This is a genomic window from Mycobacterium sp. (assembly GCF_035274705.1).
Lineage (GTDB): Bacteria > Actinomycetota > Actinomycetes > Mycobacteriales > Mycobacteriaceae > Mycobacterium.
Genome location: NZ_DATENY010000007.1, coordinates 84,083 through 102,971 on the forward strand (window position 1 = coordinate 84,083; position 18,889 = coordinate 102,971).

17 protein-coding genes, 1 tRNA gene and 1 other RNA gene are annotated in these 18,889 nt (G+C 64.0%); 10 read left to right on the forward strand and 9 right to left on the reverse strand.

Annotation, left to right across the window (positions count from 1 at the left end; all coding sequences use genetic code 11):
* Positions 1 to 26 precede the first annotated feature (26 nt).
* Positions 27 to 1,019 (reverse strand): DEDDh family exonuclease, encoded by a 993-nt coding sequence (locus tag VJV41_RS02085; RefSeq protein WP_325330634.1) that lies wholly within the window; start codon positions 1,017 to 1,019, stop codon positions 27 to 29.
* A 70-nt stretch (positions 1,020 to 1,089) separates the two neighbouring features.
* Here VJV41_RS02085 and VJV41_RS02090 point away from each other — a divergent pair, with 70 nt between their 5' ends.
* Both VJV41_RS02090 and VJV41_RS02095 read left to right on the forward strand, forming a co-directional pair.
* Positions 1,090 to 2,349, forward strand: a complete 1,260-nt coding sequence (locus VJV41_RS02090) for a Mur ligase family protein (RefSeq protein ID WP_325330591.1) — start codon at positions 1,090 to 1,092, stop codon at positions 2,347 to 2,349.
* Entirely contained in the window at positions 2,342 to 3,058 is a 717-nt protein-coding gene (locus VJV41_RS02095; RefSeq protein ID WP_325330593.1) for a type 1 glutamine amidotransferase, read from the forward strand. The genes VJV41_RS02090 and VJV41_RS02095 overlap by 8 nt, the downstream gene beginning before the upstream one ends.
* Here the strand turns inward: VJV41_RS02095 and VJV41_RS02100 are convergent.
* From VJV41_RS02100 to VJV41_RS02110, 3 genes are all read right to left on the reverse strand, one after another.
* Positions 3,055 to 3,903, reverse strand: coding sequence for a hypothetical protein (locus tag VJV41_RS02100; RefSeq protein ID WP_325330595.1), 849 nt, complete (start codon positions 3,901 to 3,903; stop codon positions 3,055 to 3,057). The genes VJV41_RS02095 and VJV41_RS02100 overlap by 4 nt on opposite strands.
* Before the next feature lie 101 nt (positions 3,904 to 4,004).
* Positions 4,005 to 4,616: a recombination mediator RecR gene (recR, locus tag VJV41_RS02105; RefSeq protein WP_325330597.1), complete on the reverse strand. Its 612-nt coding sequence runs from the start codon at positions 4,614 to 4,616 to the stop codon at positions 4,005 to 4,007.
* Between the two features lies 1 nt (position 4,617).
* On the reverse strand, positions 4,618 to 4,950 hold the full coding sequence (locus VJV41_RS02110) for a YbaB/EbfC family nucleoid-associated protein (protein WP_414684854.1): 333 nt from the start codon (positions 4,948 to 4,950) through the stop codon (positions 4,618 to 4,620).
* A gap of 99 nt (positions 4,951 to 5,049) precedes the next feature.
* Here VJV41_RS02110 and VJV41_RS02115 point away from each other — a divergent pair, with 99 nt between their 5' ends.
* Positions 5,050 to 5,805 (forward strand): Rv3717 family N-acetylmuramoyl-L-alanine amidase, encoded by a 756-nt coding sequence (locus VJV41_RS02115; protein ID WP_325330599.1) that lies wholly within the window; start codon positions 5,050 to 5,052, stop codon positions 5,803 to 5,805.
* On the opposite strand, the gene VJV41_RS02120 is transcribed toward VJV41_RS02115, so the two are convergent.
* Positions 5,802 to 6,242: an SRPBCC family protein gene (locus tag VJV41_RS02120; protein WP_325330601.1), complete on the reverse strand. Its 441-nt coding sequence runs from the start codon at positions 6,240 to 6,242 to the stop codon at positions 5,802 to 5,804. The genes VJV41_RS02115 and VJV41_RS02120 overlap by 4 nt on opposite strands.
* Before the next feature lie 64 nt (positions 6,243 to 6,306).
* Between VJV41_RS02120 and VJV41_RS02125 the strand changes: the two genes are divergently transcribed.
* The 4 genes from VJV41_RS02125 (at position 6,307) to VJV41_RS02140 (ending at position 12,559) form a co-directional block, all read left to right on the forward strand.
* Positions 6,307 to 7,698, forward strand: coding sequence for an FAD-binding oxidoreductase (locus VJV41_RS02125; RefSeq protein WP_325330603.1), 1,392 nt, complete (start codon positions 6,307 to 6,309; stop codon positions 7,696 to 7,698).
* Positions 7,695 to 9,008: a class I SAM-dependent methyltransferase gene (locus VJV41_RS02130; RefSeq protein ID WP_325330605.1), complete on the forward strand. Its 1,314-nt coding sequence runs from the start codon at positions 7,695 to 7,697 to the stop codon at positions 9,006 to 9,008. The genes VJV41_RS02125 and VJV41_RS02130 overlap by 4 nt, the downstream gene beginning before the upstream one ends.
* Before the next feature lie 189 nt (positions 9,009 to 9,197).
* Complete coding sequence (locus VJV41_RS02135) at positions 9,198 to 12,341, forward strand: NACHT domain-containing protein (RefSeq protein ID WP_325330607.1); 3,144 nt, start codon at positions 9,198 to 9,200, stop codon at positions 12,339 to 12,341.
* Between the two features lie 83 nt (positions 12,342 to 12,424).
* On the forward strand, positions 12,425 to 12,559 hold the full coding sequence (locus VJV41_RS02140) for a hypothetical protein (RefSeq protein WP_325330609.1): 135 nt from the start codon (positions 12,425 to 12,427) through the stop codon (positions 12,557 to 12,559).
* Positions 12,560 to 13,021: 462 nt separating this feature from the next.
* Here the strand turns inward: VJV41_RS02140 and VJV41_RS02145 are convergent, their stop codons facing one another.
* The 4 genes from VJV41_RS02145 to ffs form a co-directional block, all read right to left on the reverse strand.
* Positions 13,022 to 13,789: a hypothetical protein gene (locus VJV41_RS02145; RefSeq protein ID WP_325330611.1), complete on the reverse strand. Its 768-nt coding sequence runs from the start codon at positions 13,787 to 13,789 to the stop codon at positions 13,022 to 13,024.
* A gap of 50 nt (positions 13,790 to 13,839) precedes the next feature.
* Positions 13,840 to 15,711 (reverse strand): DNA polymerase III subunits gamma/tau, encoded by a 1,872-nt coding sequence (locus VJV41_RS02150; RefSeq protein WP_325330613.1) that lies wholly within the window; start codon positions 15,709 to 15,711, stop codon positions 13,840 to 13,842.
* A 45-nt stretch (positions 15,712 to 15,756) separates the two neighbouring features.
* Positions 15,757 to 17,034 carry an aminotransferase class I/II-fold pyridoxal phosphate-dependent enzyme gene (locus tag VJV41_RS02155; RefSeq protein ID WP_325330615.1) on the reverse strand — a complete coding sequence of 426 codons (1,278 nt, stop codon included), beginning with the start codon at positions 17,032 to 17,034 and terminating at the stop codon, positions 15,757 to 15,759.
* A 35-nt stretch (positions 17,035 to 17,069) separates the two neighbouring features.
* Positions 17,070 to 17,164: signal recognition particle sRNA small type (gene ffs, locus VJV41_RS02160), an RNA gene on the reverse strand.
* A 68-nt stretch (positions 17,165 to 17,232) separates the two neighbouring features.
* On the opposite strand from ffs, the gene VJV41_RS02165 reads away from it, so the two are divergent.
* The 3 genes from VJV41_RS02165 to VJV41_RS02175 all read left to right on the forward strand — a co-directional run bounded on the left by VJV41_RS02165 (position 17,233) and on the right by VJV41_RS02175 (position 18,688).
* Positions 17,233 to 17,318 (forward strand) — tRNA-Ser (locus VJV41_RS02165).
* A 71-nt stretch (positions 17,319 to 17,389) separates the two neighbouring features.
* Positions 17,390 to 18,130 carry a hypothetical protein gene (locus tag VJV41_RS02170; RefSeq protein WP_325330617.1) on the forward strand — a complete coding sequence of 247 codons (741 nt, stop codon included), beginning with the start codon at positions 17,390 to 17,392 and terminating at the stop codon, positions 18,128 to 18,130.
* Positions 18,131 to 18,244: 114 nt separating this feature from the next.
* Positions 18,245 to 18,688, forward strand: a complete 444-nt coding sequence (locus VJV41_RS02175) for a hypothetical protein (RefSeq protein ID WP_325330619.1) — start codon at positions 18,245 to 18,247, stop codon at positions 18,686 to 18,688.
* Positions 18,689 to 18,889: the final 201 nt, after the last annotated feature.

Here is an 18,889-nt window from a genome sequence, read left to right on the forward strand (position 1 = left end):
CAGGTATCCGGAAGCAGTTCGATCCCTCAGAAGAGTGCGAACTGCTCGCCCGCGAGCGCACTGTCCGCGAACTCTTCGATCCCGGTGCCACCGACGACGAAATCAAGCAGACGCATGAAGTCGGTATCGCGGACCAAGGGCACGCCGAGCTCATTGGCCTGATACCCCTTGCCGTGTTCCGGTTGGGTCTCGTTGCAGATGACGAGCGACGTCTCTGGGTCTACGGCGTCGGTGTAGGCCAGGCCGGCGTGCACGATTCGCTCGACGAGTTCCTCATGAGTGCGGTTGACCTCCGCCGATAGTGCGGCCCGCATACCCTGCACCAGCGGACGCCCAGCGACGAAGCGGCCGGGGTTGAGATACGGACACGGCATCCGCGAGGCCAGCATCTTCAGCGGTCGCAGCTCGTCGTGCGTCACCTGGCCACTGGGCCAGCGGCGCCGCGACACCGGCCGCGTGGGCAGCCAGACCTTGCGCTCGCGAGCGCGGACCAGCACCGGCTTGAGGATCTGCGCAAGCACCATCGCGTCGTCGAGCGCGTCGTGCGGCTTCATCTGCGTGATGCCCCAGTGCCGCGCCAGCGTGCCCAGCTGCAGGTTCTCGGTGCCCAGGTCAAGCCGACGCGTCAGCTCGACCGTGCACATCACCGTCTCGATGGGCAGCTCCTCGCCCACGAGCTCGGCCTCTGCAGCCAGGAAGGAGTAATCGAAGCCGACGTTGTGGGCCACCAGGGTGCGGCCCTTGAGCACCTTGACGAGCTCGTCGACGATGTCGGCAAAACAGGGCTGGCCCTCGAGCATGTCGGAGGTCAGGCCGTGAACATGGGTCGGGCCGGGATCCACGCCGGGGTTGAGCAGCGTGTAGAGGCTTTGTTCGACGTTGCCGTCGTCGCCGAGGGCCAAAGCGGCGACGCTGACGACCCGGGCCTGTCCGGGGCGAAAGCCCGAGGTCTCGACGTCGACGACGGCCCAGCCCGCGCCGGGTTCGGTTGCCGGCCGGCCCCAGGTTTGGCTCACGATTCGAGGATGGCACGGTGCCCCGACATCACCGGATCGCTCGACAGCGTGTCGGCTACCTAAAATGCCGGGGATGGTCACCACTCGCGGACGTGCGGCTCTCGCGGCCGGAGCCGGCGCGCGCTGGGCGTCGCGCGTCACCGGGCGCGGCGCCGGCGCGATGATCGGCGGGCTGGTCGCTCTGGCGTTGGACAAGTCCGTGCTCCGCCAGCTTGGCAAGGGCCGTCGCACGGTCGTCGTCACCGGGACGAACGGCAAGTCGACGACCACCCGGATGACCGCGGCGGCGCTGGGCACGCTGGGGCCTTCGCAGCCGCAGGGGCGGCGACATCAGACCGTCGCTACCAACGCCGAGGGCGCGAACATGGACGCGGGTCTGGTGGCGGCGCTGGCAGGTGCGCGTGACGCGTCGCTTGCGGCACTGGAGGTCGACGAGATGCATGTGCCGCATGTGGCGGATGCTCTCGACCCCGCGGTGATCGTGTTGTTGAACCTGTCCCGCGATCAGCTCGACCGGGTCGGTGAGATCAACCACATCGAACGGACTTTGAGGGGTGGCCTGACACGGCATCCGTCGTCGGTGGTGGTGGCCAATTGCGACGACGTGCTGATGACGTCGGCGGCCTATGACAGTCCACACGTCGTATGGGTCGCGGCGGGCGGCGGCTGGGCGAACGACTCCGTGAGCTGTCCGCGGTCCGGCGAGATCATCGTCCGGGAGGGATCCGACTGGTATTCGACTGGAACGGATTTCAAGCGGCCCAGCCCGAATTGGTGGTTCGACGACACGAATATCTATGGACCCGACGGGCTTTCGCTACCCATGGCATTGGCGCTACCGGGGGCCGTCAACCGAGGCAATGCCACGCAGGCGGTGGCAGCGGCGGTCACGCTGGGTGCCGATCCGGCTGCGGCCGTGGCGGCGGTGTCCGGTGTCGACGAGGTGGCGGGCCGGTACAGCACAGTGCAACTCGGCGCCCATACCGTTCGGATGCTGCTGGCCAAGAATCCCGCCGGCTGGCAGGAAGCGCTGTCGATGGTGGACACCGACGCCGGCTCGGTGGTGATCTCGGTGAACGGTCAGGTGCCCGACGGCGAAGACCTGTCGTGGTTGTGGGATGTCAACTTCGAGCATTTCGTCGACAAGCCGGTCGTGGCGGCGGGCGAGCGCGGGACGGACCTGGCCGTGCGCCTGGGATACGCGGGTGTCGAGCACACGCTGGTGCACAACGCCGTCGAGGCGATCACGTCGTGCCCGCCCGGCCACGTCGAGGTGGTCGCCAACTACACCGCGTTCCTCAACCTTCAGCGGGCGATGGCACGACATGCGTGAGTCGACGGTGCGGATCGGGCTCGTGTTGCCCGATGTGATGGGCACGTACGGCGACGGCGGTAATTCGGTCGTATTGCGGCAACGGTTGCGGCTTCGCGGTTTTGACGCCGAGATCGTCGAGATCACGCTGTCGGATCCGGTGCCCGCCGAACTCGACCTCTACACGCTGGGTGGGGCCGAGGACTACGCGCAACGTCTGGCGACCAGGCACTTGATCCGCTACCCCGGTTTACAGCAGGCGGCCGCGCGTGGGGGTCCGGTGCTGGCGATCTGCGCGGCGATCCAAGTGCTGGGGCACTGGTACGAGACATCGTCGGGTGAACGAGTCGACGGAGTCGGGCTCTTGGACGTGACCACATCGCCGCAGCCCGAGCGGACGATCGGGGAGGTGGTGTCCCAGCCATTGCTGCCGGGTCTGTCCGAGCGATTGACGGGATTCGAAAACCATCGCGGCGGAACAGTTCTCGGGCCGTCAGCGAAGCCGTTGGCGCGAGTCGTCAGTGGGGCGGGGAACCGCGCGGGTGACGGCGTCGACGGCGCGGTGCAGGGCAGCGTCATCGCGACCTATCTGCACGGCCCATGCTTGGCGCGCAATCCCGAACTCGCTGATCATCTCCTGAGCCGGGTGGTCGGCGATTTGGCGCCGCTGGGGATCGACGAGGTCACGCAGCTGCGGCGGGAACGCTTGGCGGCGCCGCGGCGCGCTTAGGGCTTCCAGCCTCGACTTATCAGTGCCGTCCGCGCACGTTCGACGATGTCGGTTCGCCGGTCTTCCTTGACTACCTGATCGACGATCCACCCGAGACTTCTGGCCTTGCGCAGCGATTTGATGTCCTTGACGTACTGACTGCGGTCGGTTTGGTGCTGGCTCCCGTCGTACTCGGACACGACCATGAACTCCTCCCACCCCATGTCCGCCATCCGAACGAGTCGTCCACGGTCCTCGCAGATCGGGATTTGGATCGTGGGTCTTGGCAATCCCGCGTCGATATACAGCAATCGCAACCAGGTCTCCATCGGAGACGCGGCGCCGCCGTCGACAAGTGGAAGGGCAGCTCGTAGTGCCTTCAGCCCCCTGGCCCCGCGGTGGCGCTTGGCGAGCAACAGCACGTCTTCAACCGAGAAGATCTGCGCCCGCATGAGGGAGTCGAGCCGTGCGACGGCTTCTTCGCGCGGTAGGTAGCGGCCGAGGTCGAACGCCGTGCGTGCCCGCGTTGTCACGGGGAGCCCTGCCACTCTTGCGATCTCGTCGTCGGCCAACGTCTCATTGCGAACCAGCAATCCGCTGGGCGAGCGGCCGTAGTTCCAGATCAACTCGATCGGGATGTCATCGTCAACCCATTGGGCTCCATGCAGTGCCGAGGCCGCCAGGCCCGCGATGACGCCTTGGCGGCCAGATCGCAACCAGGCGCCCTCGATCCGATCGCGAAGTGATACGTCGTGCGGCATCGGCATATAGACGTCGCGGAAGAGTCGCTGATGCCAACGACGCAACTCGTACGCAGTCAGCGCCCCCTGTTCCACCGCCTCGCTGCCGAGAAACACCTTCCGCATGTAGGGATGCTCGCAGCGAGGGCCGACACCTCCGCGAAACTGCAGTTATCGCGACCAAGTTCGAGTGAGGCGCGCAACAAGTGCAGTCTCGCGTAAAAGGGCTAGACCATCGCGCGGCGGCCCGCCAGAGCGCGGCCCAGCGTCAGCTCATCGGCGAACTCCAGGTCGCCGCCCATCGGCAGACCCGACGCGATGCGCGTCACCGTCAGCCCCGGGATGTCGCGCAGCATCCGCACGAGATACGTCGCTGTCGCCTCGCCCTCGGTGTTCGGATCCGTCGCGATGATCACCTCGGTCACGTCGACGCCATCGACCCGCTCGCCAATCCTGTTGAGGAGCTCACGAATTCGCAGTTGCTCGGGCCCCACACCGGACAGCGGATCCAACGCTCCACCCAATACGTGGTAGCGGCCGCGGAATTCGCGCGTGCGCTCGACGGCCTGCACGTCCTTCGGCTCCTCCACCACACATACCAACGAAGCATCTCGGCGCGAGTCTGAGCAGATGCGGCAGCGATCCTCATCGGAGACGTTGCCGCACACCGCGCAGAACTTCACCCCGTCGCGAATCCGTTCCAACACACCAGTGAGCCGGTCGATCTGCGGAGGCTCGACTGACAACAGATGAAAAGCGATCCGCTGCGCGCTCTTCGGCCCGATGCCGGGCAGCTTGCCGAGCTCGTCGATCAGATCCTGGACGGGGCCTTCGAACAAGTCACATCCCCGGCAGACCCAGCCCACCCATCCCGCCGGCGAGCGGCCCGAGCCGGTCGTGGGCCAGGATGGTGACCTGTTTGGAGGCGTCGGCGATGGCACCGACGATGAGATCCTGCAGCGTCTCCACATCGGAGGGATCGACGACCTTCGGGTCGATCGATACGGCTACCACCTCGCCGCTGCCCTTCATGGTGACCTGCACCAGCCCGCCGCCGGCCTGCCCATGCACCTCGGAATTGGCCAGCGCTTCCTGCGCTTCCATCAACTGCTGCTGTACCTGCTGCGCCTGCGCGAGGAGTGCCGACATGTCGGGCGTGCCTCCGGGTTGCATGACAGTCCCCTTGCGTCTTGGTATCGACTTGGTTGCGCTCATCCACATGCGGCGGTTTGGACTTTCAGCCTAGTCGTCAAGACGGCTACGGTGGCGCCCGTGCCTGCCAGCCTGCGTGTCGGCGCCGCGATAGCCGCCGGACTGCTCATCGCCGCATCGACGGCCGTAACCCCGGCCTCGGCCGCGCCGGCCAACATCGCCGGCATGATCGTGTTCCTCGACCCCGGCCACAACGGCTCGAATGACTCGTCGATCGGCCGCCAGGTGCCAACCGGCCGCGGCGGCACCAAGGACTGCCAGGCCAGCGGCACCACGACCGACGACGGCTATCCCGAACACACCTTCACTTGGGACACCACGCTGCGCATCCGCCAAGAACTCACCGCGCTCGGCGTGCGAACAGCGATGTCGCGTGGCAACGACACGGGCCTCGGCCCCTGCGTCGACGAACGCGCCGCGATGGCCAACTCCCTGAAACCCAACGCCATCGTCAGCATCCACGGCGACGGCGGCCCGCCCACCGGGCGCGGCTTCCACGTCCTCTACTCCGCACCGCCGCTCAACGACGTCCAGGCCGGGCCGTCCGTGCAATTCGCGCAGACCATGCGCGACCAGCTGACCGCGTCAGGCTTCGTGCCGTCGACCTACACCGGCTCGAACGGCCTCGACCCTCGTTCAGACATCGCGGGCCTCAACCTGGCGCAATTCCCGTCGATCCTCGTCGAGTGCGGCAACATGAAGAACCCCGTCGACTCGGGGCTGATGAAGACGCCCGAAGGCCGTCAGAAGTACGCCGACGCCGTCGTCCGCGGTATCGCGGGCTTCCTGGCCACCCAACCGCCGCGGACCAACTAGCCCTTCTCGACTTCGCTCTTCAGGTTCGCGAGCACCTCGTCCTGAATCTTGCGCAGACCCAGCGGCGCGAACGTCTTCTCGAAGAAGCCGCCGATGCCACCCGCACCCTGCCACGACGTCTTCACCGTGACCGACGACCCCGGCCCTGCCGGTGCGACGGTCCAGTTGGTGATCATCGACGAGTTCGCGTCCTTTTCGATGACGGTGTGGCCGGCGACGTCGACGTTGGCCTTGACGTCGCGCACACGCGACTTGGTGGCCTGCAGCTTCCAGGTGGCGACGGTACCGGCGCCCTTACCGCCTTCGAGCACCTGGTAGCCGCTGTAGTGCGAGGACAGGATCTTCGGGCGAACGGTCTCGTAATCCGTGATCGCCGCCAACACGGTCTCCGGCGCGGCGTCTATCAAGACGGTGCTGGACGCGCTGACCTGTGCCATGAGATAGCTCTCCTGTCCTGTTGGTGCGGTCGCATCGGCTGCGGCCGCGGACTAGCGTATATCTGTGTCTGTTGAGGGGAGCGACGCACGTGCTGCTCACGCTGTGGGCGTGCAGCGGCTTCTCGCCAGCTACCGGGCGATTCCTCCGAGCGCGACGGTCCGGCTTGCCAAACCCACGTCCAACCTGTTCCGGGCGCGTGCCAAGACAAAGAGCAAGGGTCTGGACGTTTCGGGCCTGACGGGAGTCATCGCCGTCGACCCCGAGCACCGCACCGCCGATGTCGCCGGTATGTGCACGTACGAGGATCTCGTCGCCGCCACCCTGCCCTACGGGCTGGCGCCGCTGGTGGTGCCGCAGCTGAAGACGATCACCCTCGGCGGCGCGGTCACCGGTCTCGGCATCGAGTCCACGTCATTCCGCAACGGGTTGCCGCACGAGTCGGTCCTGGAGATGGACATCCTGACCGGCACCGGCGAGGTGCTGACCGCATCGCCAGACGAACACGCCGATCTATATCGCGCGTTTCCGAATTCCTATGGAACCCTTGGCTATTCCGTCCGTCTCAAGATCGAGCTGGAATCCGTCAAGCCGTTTGTCGCGCTCAAGCATCTGAGGTTTCACTCGCTCGACGACCTCGTCGCCGCGATGGATCGCATCATCGAAACGGGCGGTCATGACGGCACCCGGGTCGACTACCTCGACGGCGTGGTGTTCAGCGCCGACGAGAGCTACCTGACTCTGGGCTTCCAAACCACGACGCCAGGGCCGGTCAGCGACTACACCGGCCAGCAGATCTACTACCGCTCGATCCAGCACCCGGACGGCGAGAAACACGACCGGCTCACCATCCACGACTATCTGTGGCGCTGGGACACCGACTGGTTCTGGTGCTCGCGGGCGTTCGGCGCGCAGGAGCCGCGAATCCGCCGGTTCTGGCCGCGGCGCTACCGTCGCAGCAGCTTCTACTGGAAGCTGATCGCCTACGACCAGCGGTTCAACATCGCCGATCGCATCGAGAAGCGCAACGGCCGCCCACCCCGCGAGCGCGTCGTACAAGACGTCGAAGTGCCGATCGGACGGACGGCAGACTTCCTCACCTGGTTCCTCGACAACGTCCCGATCGAGCCGATCTGGCTGTGTCCTCTGCGGCTACGCGATGACCCAAGGACAGGTGGGGCCTGGCCGTTGTACCCGATCCGCCCGAACCACACCTACGTCAACATCGGCTTTTGGTCGTCGGTGCCGATCGGTCCCGAGGAAGGCCATACCAACAAGTTGATCGAGCGTAAGGTCAGCGACCTCGAAGGCCACAAGTCGCTGTATTCCGATGCGTATTACTCCCCCGACGAGTTCGACGAACTCTATGGCGGGGAAACCTACAAGACCGTAAAAAAGACCTACGACCCCGACTCACGGCTCCTCGACCTGTATGCGAAGGCGGTGCAACGACGATGACGACATTCCGAGAACAACCCGCTCACGCTCCCACCCACAAGTTGACTCTCGCCGAGATTCTGGAGATTTTCGCGGCCGGTCAACTGCCGCTGAAGTTCACTGCATACGACGGCAGCACGGCCGGACCCGACGACGCCGAGCTCGGCCTCGATCTGCTGACGCCGCGTGGCACGACATACTTGGCCACTGCGCCCGGCGATCTCGGCCTGGCCCGCGCCTACGTGTCGGGCGACCTGGAACCGCACGGGGTGCACCCTGGCGATCCTTACGAGCTGCTCAAGGCGCTCGCCGACAAGATGGACTTCAAGCGCCCGCCGGCGCGGGTGCTGGCCAACATCGTTCGCTCCATCGGCTTCGAGCATCTCAAGCCGATCGCGCCGCCCCCGCAGGAGGTACTGCCCCGCTGGCGGCGTATCGCAGAAGGGCTGCGGCACAGCCGGATCCGTGATGCGGAAGCGATCCATCACCACTATGACGTGTCAAACACGTTCTACGAGTGGGTGCTTGGCCCGTCGATGACTTATACGTGCGCCTGCTATCCGCATCCGGATGCGACGCTGGAAGAGGCGCAGGAGTACAAGTACCGGCTGGTGTTCGAGAAGCTGCGGCTGAAGCCGGGCGATCGACTGCTCGACGTCGGCTGCGGTTGGGGCGGCATGGTGCGCTACGCGGCCCGTCACGGTGTGAAGGCCGTCGGTGTCACGCTCTCGCGCGAGCAGGCCACCTGGGCGCAGAAGGCAATCGCCGAGCAGGGGTTGTCCGATCTGGCCGAGGTCCGCCACGGCGACTACCGCGACATCCGCGAGACCCAGTTCGACGCGGTGTCGTCGATCGGGCTCACAGAACACATCGGCGTGCACAACTACCCGTCGTACTTCCGCTTCCTGAAGTCCAAGATGCGCACGGGCGCTCTGCTTCTCAACCACTGCATCACCCGGCCGGACAACAGAACGGGGGCGGCTGCTGGCGGCTTTATCGACCGCTACGTGTTCCCCGACGGGGAGCTCACCGGGTCGGGCCGCATCATCACGGAGGCCCAGGACATCGGGCTCGAGGTGGTCCACGAAGAGAATCTGCGACACCACTACGCTCTGACGCTTCGCGATTGGTGCCGCAATCTCGTCGAGCATTGGGACGAGGCGGTCGAGGAAGTCGGGCTGCCCACCGCGAAGGTGTGGGGCCTCTACATGGCGGGCTCGCGGTTGGGCTTCGAGACCAATGTCGTTCAGCTGCACCAGGTTCTGGCGGTCAAGCTGGACTCACACGGCCATGACGGCGGCCTGCCGCTTCGGCCGTGGTGGACGCCCTAGCGTCAGTTGTTCGTCCCCGACTCTTCCGCCATTGAAGGGGTAGGTCAGTGTGCGTTTGGCAACACTGGCTTCGAGACTCAACGATGCGCCGGCGAACCAATACGTCGAGCTGAGATCTGGCTGTAGGGTCCTACGTGAGCAAAATCGCCGGAGCTCTTCGCAGATGACACGCAGGGGACAACTGTGGAAATGCCAATTCGCATCGTTGCCCGCGATACCAACGACCAGGGCGATCTTCTTTCGCGACTAGCTCGAGACTTGTTCCTGGCACTGGGTTACGAAAATTGCCGAGTCAACGTCCACAAAACGGGACGCGAAATAGACCTCATGGCCGTCCACAGGTACGAGTCTCGCGAAGTCATTGCCGAAATGAAGAGCGGCATAGCACCAATTGGCGGTGCAGACATAAACAAATTTGTGGGCGTATTGGACGGGCATCGACGGAAATCGAGCGGAAAGGAGGTGCACGGCTACTACATTTCACTTGCCGGTTATCGTGAGACCGCGATAGAGCAGGAACGTGAATTAGGGGGCAGTCGGGTCACGCTGCTAGACGGCCAACGCGTGAAAGAAGAATTGATCAACTGCAAGCTGGTTGTAACGGCTGCGGAAGCTGCCTTAGCGGCTAAGGACCTCATCCCGCCGGATAGCCAATTTGAAGTAGACCCCGATCCCGACCTCGTCGGCCACAGCATCGGCTGGATATGGGCAGTCTACGTTACCGAGCAGCGTGAACGCACTCGCATTTGCTTCATACACGCCGACGGCAGTCCCCTAAGCCTGTCAGCGGCGAATCAAGTTATAGCGACGGCGAGAACTAGTGATGATCCAATCGCCACGTTAAGGCTCCTAAACAAAAACACAAAGCCGAAAGACGCTGCCCTAGTAGCGCGGCGGTATCAAAGCTTTATCCTCCAGGAGTTCGGCGGCATTACCCTAGAGGGGCTTCCGGCTGATCAATCGGTAGGTTCGCGGCAATTTAAGCTGGAGGATCTATACGTGCCTTTGCGGTTAAAGGAGGGGAGTTCAAAAACACGCAATGTAACCGCCACCGCCGACGAGGTCCTGCCCAGCGAACTGGAAACTGAAGTCACCACACCGAACACAGGCACTAGTGAAACGTCCAGTCAGACTTTAGGCGAGGTCATCAGTCAGCATGCCCATGTTGCAATTCTTGGCCTACCGGGATCGGGAAAATCGACAGCACTGAAACGACTCGCAGTCGCGTACGCCGACAAACAGAGATTACATGACAGTGATGACGGCCTTCCCGATGAGTCATGGTTTCCGGTCGTAATCCGATGCAGACATCTGGCCAACCGGTCCCGAGATCCGATTCTTCAAGTTATTGTCGATCAAGTTGAACGCGCCGAGATGCCAGAGCTCCGAGAATCCTTCGCGAACATCGTGGCCAGGAAGCTCCAAGACGGCGATCTCTTACTTCTCATCGACGGGTTAGATGAGATACCGTCGGCAAGCGATCGTTTAGCTTTTGTATCACAATTGCGTACGTTCATCGGGGTATACCCGACGTGCAGACTTGTCGTAACTTCGCGTGAAGCTGGCTTCCGATCGGTTGCCGCTGCAGTTAACTCCATATGCCATCGGACGATGGTTTCGGGACTGAGCGATGACGCGATAAGGTCCTTGGTTACATCATGGCGCAAAGAGGTGATCGGTCCGTCCGATTATATCCAGAGCCAAGCGGAAAGCCTGGCCGACGACATCATTGCGAATGACCGCTTGCGCAGCCTAGCTACGAATCCGCTCTTATTGACAACGCTGCTGCTTGTTCAGCGGTGGATCGGGCAACTCCCCCGCCGACGGACCGTCCTATATCAGAAGGCGATTGAAGTCCTTCTCATGACTTGGAACGCCGAGGGTCATCAACCTCTGGATCCTGACGAAGCACTTCCACAATTGGCTTACACCGCATACTCGATGATGTCTCGTGGCGTAACAAGCGTCACTTCCGAGGAGCTTGCCAACTTGCTAATGGCGGCCCGTCGCGATCTCCCCGAAGTGCTGAGCTATGCGCAGATGTCCACCCGGGAGTTTGTGGACCGCGTAGAGGAGCGAAGCAGCCTCATGACTTTAAGCGGCCATCAGGTAGTTAACGGCAAGTTGGAGGCCACCTACGAGTTCAAACATTTGACCTTCCAGGAGTACCTGGCTGCGTTGGGGATAGCTAACGGCTGGATTGACTCTGAATCGCGCGGCCTCGACATAGTGAACATACTGGAGGAAAGGTTTGGTTCTGAGACGTGGCAAGAGGTCGTGGGTCTAACCACGGTGCTCAGCGGTTCCCGCGCCGGTACCGTAGTCGAGACGCTGATCTCACGCCTTCGCCCGGCTGTCGCAGGAAACGGCGGCCAGCGAGGGACCGCTAGCGACAGCGTGCCATTCGAGCAACTACACGCGAATCTTGTCGGCTGCTTGCGAGATGAGGCAGCAATAACACCAGAGCTAGCAGAGGAGGCGATCGAGTTATGCATTCGAGCGACTCAACCCCTCGCCGTTGCCGAATCTGTCTTATGCAAAAGCCTTCACGGTGGGCGATACGATTCGCTACTCAGAAAGATCAGCTATGCATATTTCACGCTTGACGACGAAGAGATACCCGGATTCGGCAGCGCGATCGCAAACATAGCGCTGGCTGATTCCGAATCACGTCAGCGGATTAGTGACACTGTGAATTGGGTGTCAGAGAACATCCATAGCGGAGATTCAGCGCGACAGATAACTGGTTCACTAACGTTGATGGCATTGGCCTACAACGCAGCGGCGGAAGAACATTCCGAGGAGTCAAACGATGCTGCGGCGCCATTGCTGCCGCTAGTAGATGCTATTGTCGACCAGTTACTTACCAATCCGATACGGCGGAACGCCCTTACGTACGCAATGATGTGGGCATTGGTATGGGGGCTTCCGTTGAATGGCCGTGAAGTTATTCCGTCAAAAGAGAATGCGTTGCAGCTCAGGATCGTCGAAATATGGGCAGGCTCGCGCAAAACTCATCTCTCCCGTCAGGCGGCGTGGGCCCTTACATCAACTTCATTGGTGGGCGAATGGGAACTCACGGATCAGAGGAGATTACAGCTCTCTGATCTCGCGAAGAAGGAATTCAATGCCCGAGGTGAATCAAGCGAGTTCAGGAAGTCGGGTGCTCTATTTATTCGTCGCTACATTGAAGATGACCGCACAAGAACTGAGCTTATTAAGGACATAATCAAGTATTACCAAGGCAGCGGCCGGTACCATGGTGACGCGGAACGCTTGCTTAACGGACTCGGCGACGAAGGCAAGCGAGCTTTGGCTGAGCTCAAGAACTAAGCCGTAATTCACCGAGGCCGTAGATACCGTTCATTTCCCAGTTCAACTTATTCGAGGGTTACGCCCTATCGAGTGATCGAAGTGTGGGCCTCTACATGGCGGGCTCGCGGCTGGGCTTCGAGACCAATGTCGTTCAGCTGCACCAGGTTCTGGCGGTCAAGCTGGACTCACATGGCCATGACGGCGGCCTGCCGCTTCGGCCGTGGTGGACGCCCTAGCGTCAGTTGTTCGTCCCCGGAGGGCCGAGAAAATCGGTCGTCTCCTGCGGGAAGGGTTGATGGCTCGTCGGGCGGACGCTGCTGGGCTCGGAACGAATGCTCGACGAATGCGTAGTGCTCGGCCGTGGAGGCGGTGCGCTCGGCGCAATGGTCGTCGGCGCGAGTGATGGCGGTCCGCTCGGGGTCACTACAGACGGGGCCCGCGTGGCGGGAGGAGGAACGGGGGCCGCGCTGGTCGGGGGCGGCGCAACGGTCGTGGTGGTGATCGAGGCCGTCGGGAGCACGACACCGGTGTCGCCGAACGGCGCGCGGGACACGACGGTTATCGCCGATATGACGACCGCCACCGCGATAACCCCGAACGCCACGACGGCGGCCGCGCCGATCCAACTGGTTCCAAACCAGCGCCCGCGGGGAGGGGTACCCGCGGGTTTCCCATCCGCGACCACGGGATACGCGAGCTCAGGACTTTTCAACTTTGACGGCTTCGTCTCGCCCAGTGGGTTCGACAGTGAGGATGAGCCCGATCCCGCGCGCGTAGTACTTGTTCTCCGGCGGTGCCGTGGGGTCGAGACGATCGGCGTCCTTCGTGACCAGTAGCTCACTGACGCGTCCCGTCGCCGGGGTGGTTTCGCTACCGGTGAGGCTGACCACATCGCCGGTATCCTCAGCCACACCCTTTGCGTACTCCTGTCGATACTGATCGCCGACGTGAGGACGGCTCAGCATTGCGATCCCTGGCAAAGCGCCGTTGACGCCGCCCTCGAACGACCCGGTCGTGTCTACGGTGCCGTCCTCGTGAATCGCTTTCGTGCCTTCGCCGAAATACCAGACATTGCCGTCGTGATCCTGGGCATACCAGTCAAATGTGTCTTCCACCGCCTTGTCGTCGACGGTGACCGTGTCGTGAACAACGACGGTCTTGACGCCCATGATCGTCTTGGTATCGCGGGTGACCTCGGTCGTCGTGCGTTGCAGACCCTCGGGCGTACGCACCTCATAGACGGTGCGGGTACCCGGAGTCATTGGGAGATAAGGATTGTCGATCGTGGTCGAGAATGCCGCAGGGTCGATTGTCGGCGAATACGGATCGGTGATCTTCATCGGCGCGCTGCTAGAAGGCGCGGAAGAGGCGCCGGGGTTCGGCGCAGGGGCGGGGTTACCTCCGCAGGCCGCCACCAGCACGATCACTGACCAAACCGCGCCGATCGCTGACAGACGCGCTGCCATGTTTATGCACGGTACTCTCGACCCCCCATCGGAATCGAGGCCGAATTTCCCTAGCCGTCGATGCGGCGGGCGCCGAGCTCGTTCTGCAGTAGTTCCAGCGCGGCTTCCTCGGGGTCGCGGCGCGTCACCTCGGAGGTGTCGCTGCCGGCCTCGGCCAGCATGCTCTCCTCTTCCTCGTCGCGCGGCGGCCGCGACGGGGCGACGCTTTCCGGTTTGGGCGCGGCCGCCGGTGCCGCACCGCCCGCCTCGCATCGAAGCTTCCAGTCCACACCCAGTGCGTCCTTGAGCGCTTCCCGGATGACGTCGGAATTGCGTTGCTCTGCAAGCCGTTTCGCCAGCGGGGCAGATTCATGGCTGAGGACCAGCGTGTCGCCTTCGACGGCCCGCACAATCGCACCGGCGAGCATCACCTCGGTGGTGCGGCTGCGCTGACGAACCTTCTCCCGCACCGTCGTCCACATGCTACGCACGGCGGCGGCGTTAGGTTGGCCCGCCGCTGACTCCGCCCACGGCTGCGATTCGGGTTGTACTTCAACGACTTTCGGCTCCGGTGCGGGTTCGGGCTTGGGTTCGGGCTTGGGCGCGGCGATGGGTTCCGGCTTGGGCGCGGCGACGGGCTCCGGCTTGGGCGCGGCGACGGGCTCCGGCGCGGGGACGGGTTCCGGCGCTGGTTCAGAGGCCGGTGCCTCCACCTTGCTCCTGCGGGCGTACTGCTTCGATGGCGCGGCCGGCTCTGCCGAACGCACTTCGTCGGACGCCGGAATCGACAGATCCAGCCGCGTCTCGATCCGTTCAACCCGCTGCAGCAGTGCCGCCTCGGTGTCGCTGGCCGATGGCAGCAGCAGCCGCGCGCACACCACCTCCAGCAGCAGCCGCGGCGCGGTCGCACCGCGCATCTCTCCCAGCCCCGCGTGCACGACTTCGGCGTAGCGGGTCAACGTCGCGGTGCCGATGCGCGTCGCCTGCTCCCGCATCCGCTCCAGCACGTCCTCCGGCCCATCGACCACACCACGCGCGATCGCGTCAGGCACCGACTGCAGCACGATCAGATCGCGGAAGCGCTCCAGCAGATCGGTGGCGAACCGCCGCGGGTCATGACCGGCGTCGATCACCGCCTCGACGGCGCCGAACAGTGCCGACGCGTCCCCGGCCGTCAGCGCGTCGACCGCATCGTCGATCAACGCCAGATCGGTCGCTCCCAGCAGCGCCAGCGCGCGCCGGTACTCGACGCGGCTGCTCTGCGCACCGGCCAGCAGCTGGTCGAGGACCGACAGCGTGTCGCGGGGCGAGCCACCGCCAGCGCGGATGACCAGCGGATACACCGCGTCGTCGACGGCCACGTCTTCGGAGGTGCAGATGCGCTCCAGCAGCGACCGCATGGTCCGCGGTGCCAGCAGCCGGAACGGATAGTGATGGGTGCGTGACCGGATCGTCGGGAGGACCTTCTCGGGCTCCGTCGTCGCGAACACGAAGATCAGGTGCTCCGGCGGCTCCTCGACGATCTTCAGCAGCGCGTTGAAACCGGCCGTGGTGACCATGTGTGCTTCGTCGATGATGAAGATGCGGTATCGGGACTGGGCGGGTGCGTAGAACGCGCGGTCACGCAGTTCGCGGGTGTCATCCACGCCACCATGGCTCGCGGCGTCGAGTTCGACGACGTCGACGCTGCCGGGTCCGTTCGGCGCCAGCGCCACGCAGGAGTCGCACACGCCGCACGGCGTGGCCGTCGGGCCTTGTTCACAGTTCAGCGAGCGCGCCAGGATGCGCGCCGACGACGTCTTTCCACACCCCCGCGGCCCGGAGAACAGGTAGGCGTGGTTGATGCGGCCCGCCGAGAGCGCCGTGGACAGCGGTTCGGTGACGTGCTCCTGCCCGATGACTTCGGCGAAGGTTGCCGGCCGGTACTTGCGGTAGAGCGCCACGCTCAGCAGGCTACCGACGCGGTCCGACTAGCCGGAGCCGAGTGGTCATTCGGTCCCCAACAGGGCCTCGGTCGCCGACAGCAGCGCGCAGGTGGCCAGCCCGTCGACCGCCTCACGCAGCTCCGGCAGCGCCGGGAAGCTCGGCGCGATGCGAATGTTCTTGTCCTCGGGGTCATTTCGGTACGGGAACGCCGACCCCGCCTCTGTGAGAGCGATACCGGCGTCCTTGGCCAGCGCGATGGTGCGCCGGGCGGTGCCGGACAACACGTCGAGGCTGATGAAGTAGCCGCCCTTCGGCTCGTTCCATGACGCGATCTTGGATTCGCCGAGCCGATCGTCGAGGATCTCCAAGGCCAGCGAGAACTTTGGCGCCAGGATCTGCTGGTGACGCTGCATCTGCAGACGCACCCCGTCGGCGTCGCCGAAGAATCGCAGATGCCTGAGCTGGTTCACCTTGTCCGGGCCGATGGACTTCTTGCCCGCGTATTGCAGATACCAGGCAATGTTGCCCAACGAGCCGCCGAGGAAGCTGACGCCGGCACCGGCGAAGGTGATCTTCGATGTCGACGCGAACACCAGCGGCCGGTTCGGGTTGCCCGCCGCCTCGGCCAGCCCGAGCACGTCGATCTGGCGGTCGAAATCGTGGGTCAGCGTGTGCACCGCGTAGGCGTTGTCCCACATCAACCGGAAATCTTTTGCGGCTGTTTCCATTTGGACCAGTCGACGCGCGATTTCCCACGAATAGGTGATGCCGGTCGGGTTCGAATACACCGGGACGCACCACATGCCCTTGATGGCCGGGTCGACGGCAACCAGTTCTTCGATCAGGTCGATGTCGGGACCGTCTTCGCGCATCGGGATGGTGATCATCTCGATGTCCAGGGTTTCGGTGATCGCGAAGTGACGGTCGTAGCCGGGTGACGGGCAGAGGAATTTGACGGCGGGCTCGCGGATCCATGGCCGCGTGGAATCCACCCCGCCATGCAGCATCGAGAACGCCACGGCGTCGTGCATCAGTTCCAGGCTGGCGTTATTGCCGGCAATCAGGTTGGGCACCGGGATGCCGAGCAGCTCGCCGAAAATCGCGCGCAGTTCAGGCAGCCCGTGAAGGCCGCCGTAGTTGCGGGTGTCGGTGCCTTCACCGTCTCGGAAGTCATCTCCCGGCAGACGCAGCAGCTCGTTGGACAGGTCCAGCTGGGCGGGTGAGGGCTTGCCGCGGGTCAGGTCGAGGTTCAGCCCCTTGGCTTTCAGGTCGGCGTAATTTCGCCGCTGCTGCTCGTGTTCGGCTTGGAGCTCGTCACGGCCGAGCGACTGAAACGACACCGCGCGCCTTTCACTTCAGACCGGATATAAGAAAAAGAAGGGGACCCCGCGCACCCGCCAGAGCCCATTGACCCTTGCTGCCTTCCGGCCCTGGGGGAGTTCACAGGATAGACGCCGCGCGGGGTCCACGGCGAGTCTAATACCCGGCCCGCGAGCATCTCGACGGGCGCATCAGCAAGGTCGGCTACCATGGCCCGCGGAGGATTCGCCTAGTGGCCTATGGCGCTCGCCTGGAACGCGGGTTGGGTTAACAGCCCTCGCGGGTTCAAATCCCGCATCCTCCGCACTCGGTCCGGGGTGCGACCAGTTGACCCAACGGCCTGGTCGTACTCCGGCCAAAAGCAATAGGAGGGGTATGGGCCGCACCGTTGCGGTGGTTTGGCACGCGTCGTCTTGTATCGCCGCCGGTGTCTTGTACTTCTTCTTCGTGTTGCCGCGCTGGCCCGAGCTGATCGGAGACACCTCCCACACGCTGGGCACGGCTCTGCGCATCGTCACCGGTGCTCTGATCGGCCTGGCCGCGCTTCCGGTGGTGTTCACGCTGCTGCGCACTCGCCGGCCAGAGTTTCGCACCCCGCAGCTGGCCCTGACGCTTCGGACGTCGTCGATCGGGCTGCACGTACTCGCCGGAGTACTGATAGTCGGCACCGCGATCAGCGAGATCTGGCTTTCGCTGGACAACGCTGGCCAATGGTTGTTCGCCATTTACGGCGCAGCCGCGGCGATCGCCCTGCTCGGCATTCTCGCTTTTCACCTTGCGTTCGTGGCCGAGCTTCCGCCGCCTCCGCCGAAACCGTTGAAGCCCAAGGAGAAGAGGCAGCGCCGACGCGGCCGCAAGGCCGACGAGGAAGAGCAGGCCGCGGGCCAGGAGACGGAATCCGAAGAGACGGCGGAACCCGAGGAGACGGAATCCGAGGACGAGGACAAGCCGGCCGAGGTCACCGCTGAGGAGCCTGAGTCGACCGCCGAAGAGGTGACGACGACGGCAGAAGGCGAGTCAGCCAACGGCAAGCTGCGCAACCGCAGGCCGTCCGGCAAGGAAACCCCCCGTCGGCGCAGGCGCTTGCGAGGTGGCGTCGCCGTCGAGGGCAAATAGTTCCCGCCTGGCCACCACAGCTGCCACATCAGCATCGCCAAGTGGGACAACTCTCTTCCAAAACCTGATATCACATGCGATATCACCTGCCGCCGATAGCGAAGAGAGCCAATCTTGAACAAGCAGTGGATGTGGGCTTTCGTAGCGCTATTCGGCCTCGCGTTGATGGGCTGCCACACGGGCCGAGAGGCGCGGGCAGATACGCCCGGATTCAATCTGAATGAGGCATTCACGCTTGGCGGCGGCCAAGAAGCGGTGAACGCGAACGAGAACCTGCGACTTCGTTTCGACCAGGTCCTAGAGGACTCGCGCTGTCCCGCGCGGGTTGCCTGTTTTTGGACAGGACAGGCCCGGATTGCGGTTGACGTGCAGCCAAACGGCGGCGGCCCCGAGACGGTGACGTTCAATACCAATCCCGCGCCCGGTCAGACCGTCAACGTCGTCGCAATCGGTGGATACAACATTGAACTGCAGTCTCTCGACCCGTATCCACAAAGCCCGGAAGACCCGATCCCGTTCGAGGACTACCGGGCCACGCTGCTCGTCCGCAAGGCCTAGACAGCCCCGGTGGAGGGTTAACAATCCTGAGTTCGGGCACTATGGGCTCATGGGTAAACCCCGCCTCGGTCGCCCACTGGCGACAATGCTGGCCGCTCTCGCCGCAGTCTTCGCCCTGGTCGCGCCGGTATCGCCGGCGACAGCCGCTCCCGCAGACGCGGCCGCCGCCGCAGTCGAGCCATCCGTCGTGCAGATCACCGC

Excerpts from the sequence above, each read along its gene's own strand:
- VJV41_RS02090 (WP_325330591.1), top strand. The coding sequence starts at position 1,090 with ATGGTCACCACTCGCGGACGTGCGGCTCTCGCGGCCGGAGCCGGCGCG.
- VJV41_RS02095 (WP_325330593.1), top strand. The coding sequence starts at position 2,342 with ATGCGTGAGTCGACGGTGCGGATCGGGCTCGTGTTGCCCGATGTGATG.
- VJV41_RS02100 (WP_325330595.1), bottom strand. The coding sequence starts at position 3,903 with ATGCGGAAGGTGTTTCTCGGCAGCGAGGCGGTGGAACAGGGGGCGCTG.
- VJV41_RS02110 (WP_414684854.1), bottom strand. The coding sequence starts at position 4,950 with ATGCAACCCGGAGGCACGCCCGACATGTCGGCACTCCTCGCGCAGGCG.
- VJV41_RS02120 (WP_325330601.1), bottom strand. The coding sequence starts at position 6,242 with ATGGCACAGGTCAGCGCGTCCAGCACCGTCTTGATAGACGCCGCGCCG.
- VJV41_RS02130 (WP_325330605.1), top strand. The coding sequence starts at position 7,695 with ATGACGACATTCCGAGAACAACCCGCTCACGCTCCCACCCACAAGTTG.
- VJV41_RS02135 (WP_325330607.1), top strand. The coding sequence starts at position 9,198 with ATGCCAATTCGCATCGTTGCCCGCGATACCAACGACCAGGGCGATCTT.
- VJV41_RS02145 (WP_325330611.1), bottom strand. The coding sequence starts at position 13,789 with ATGGCAGCGCGTCTGTCAGCGATCGGCGCGGTTTGGTCAGTGATCGTG.
- VJV41_RS02170 (WP_325330617.1), top strand. The coding sequence starts at position 17,390 with ATGGGCCGCACCGTTGCGGTGGTTTGGCACGCGTCGTCTTGTATCGCC.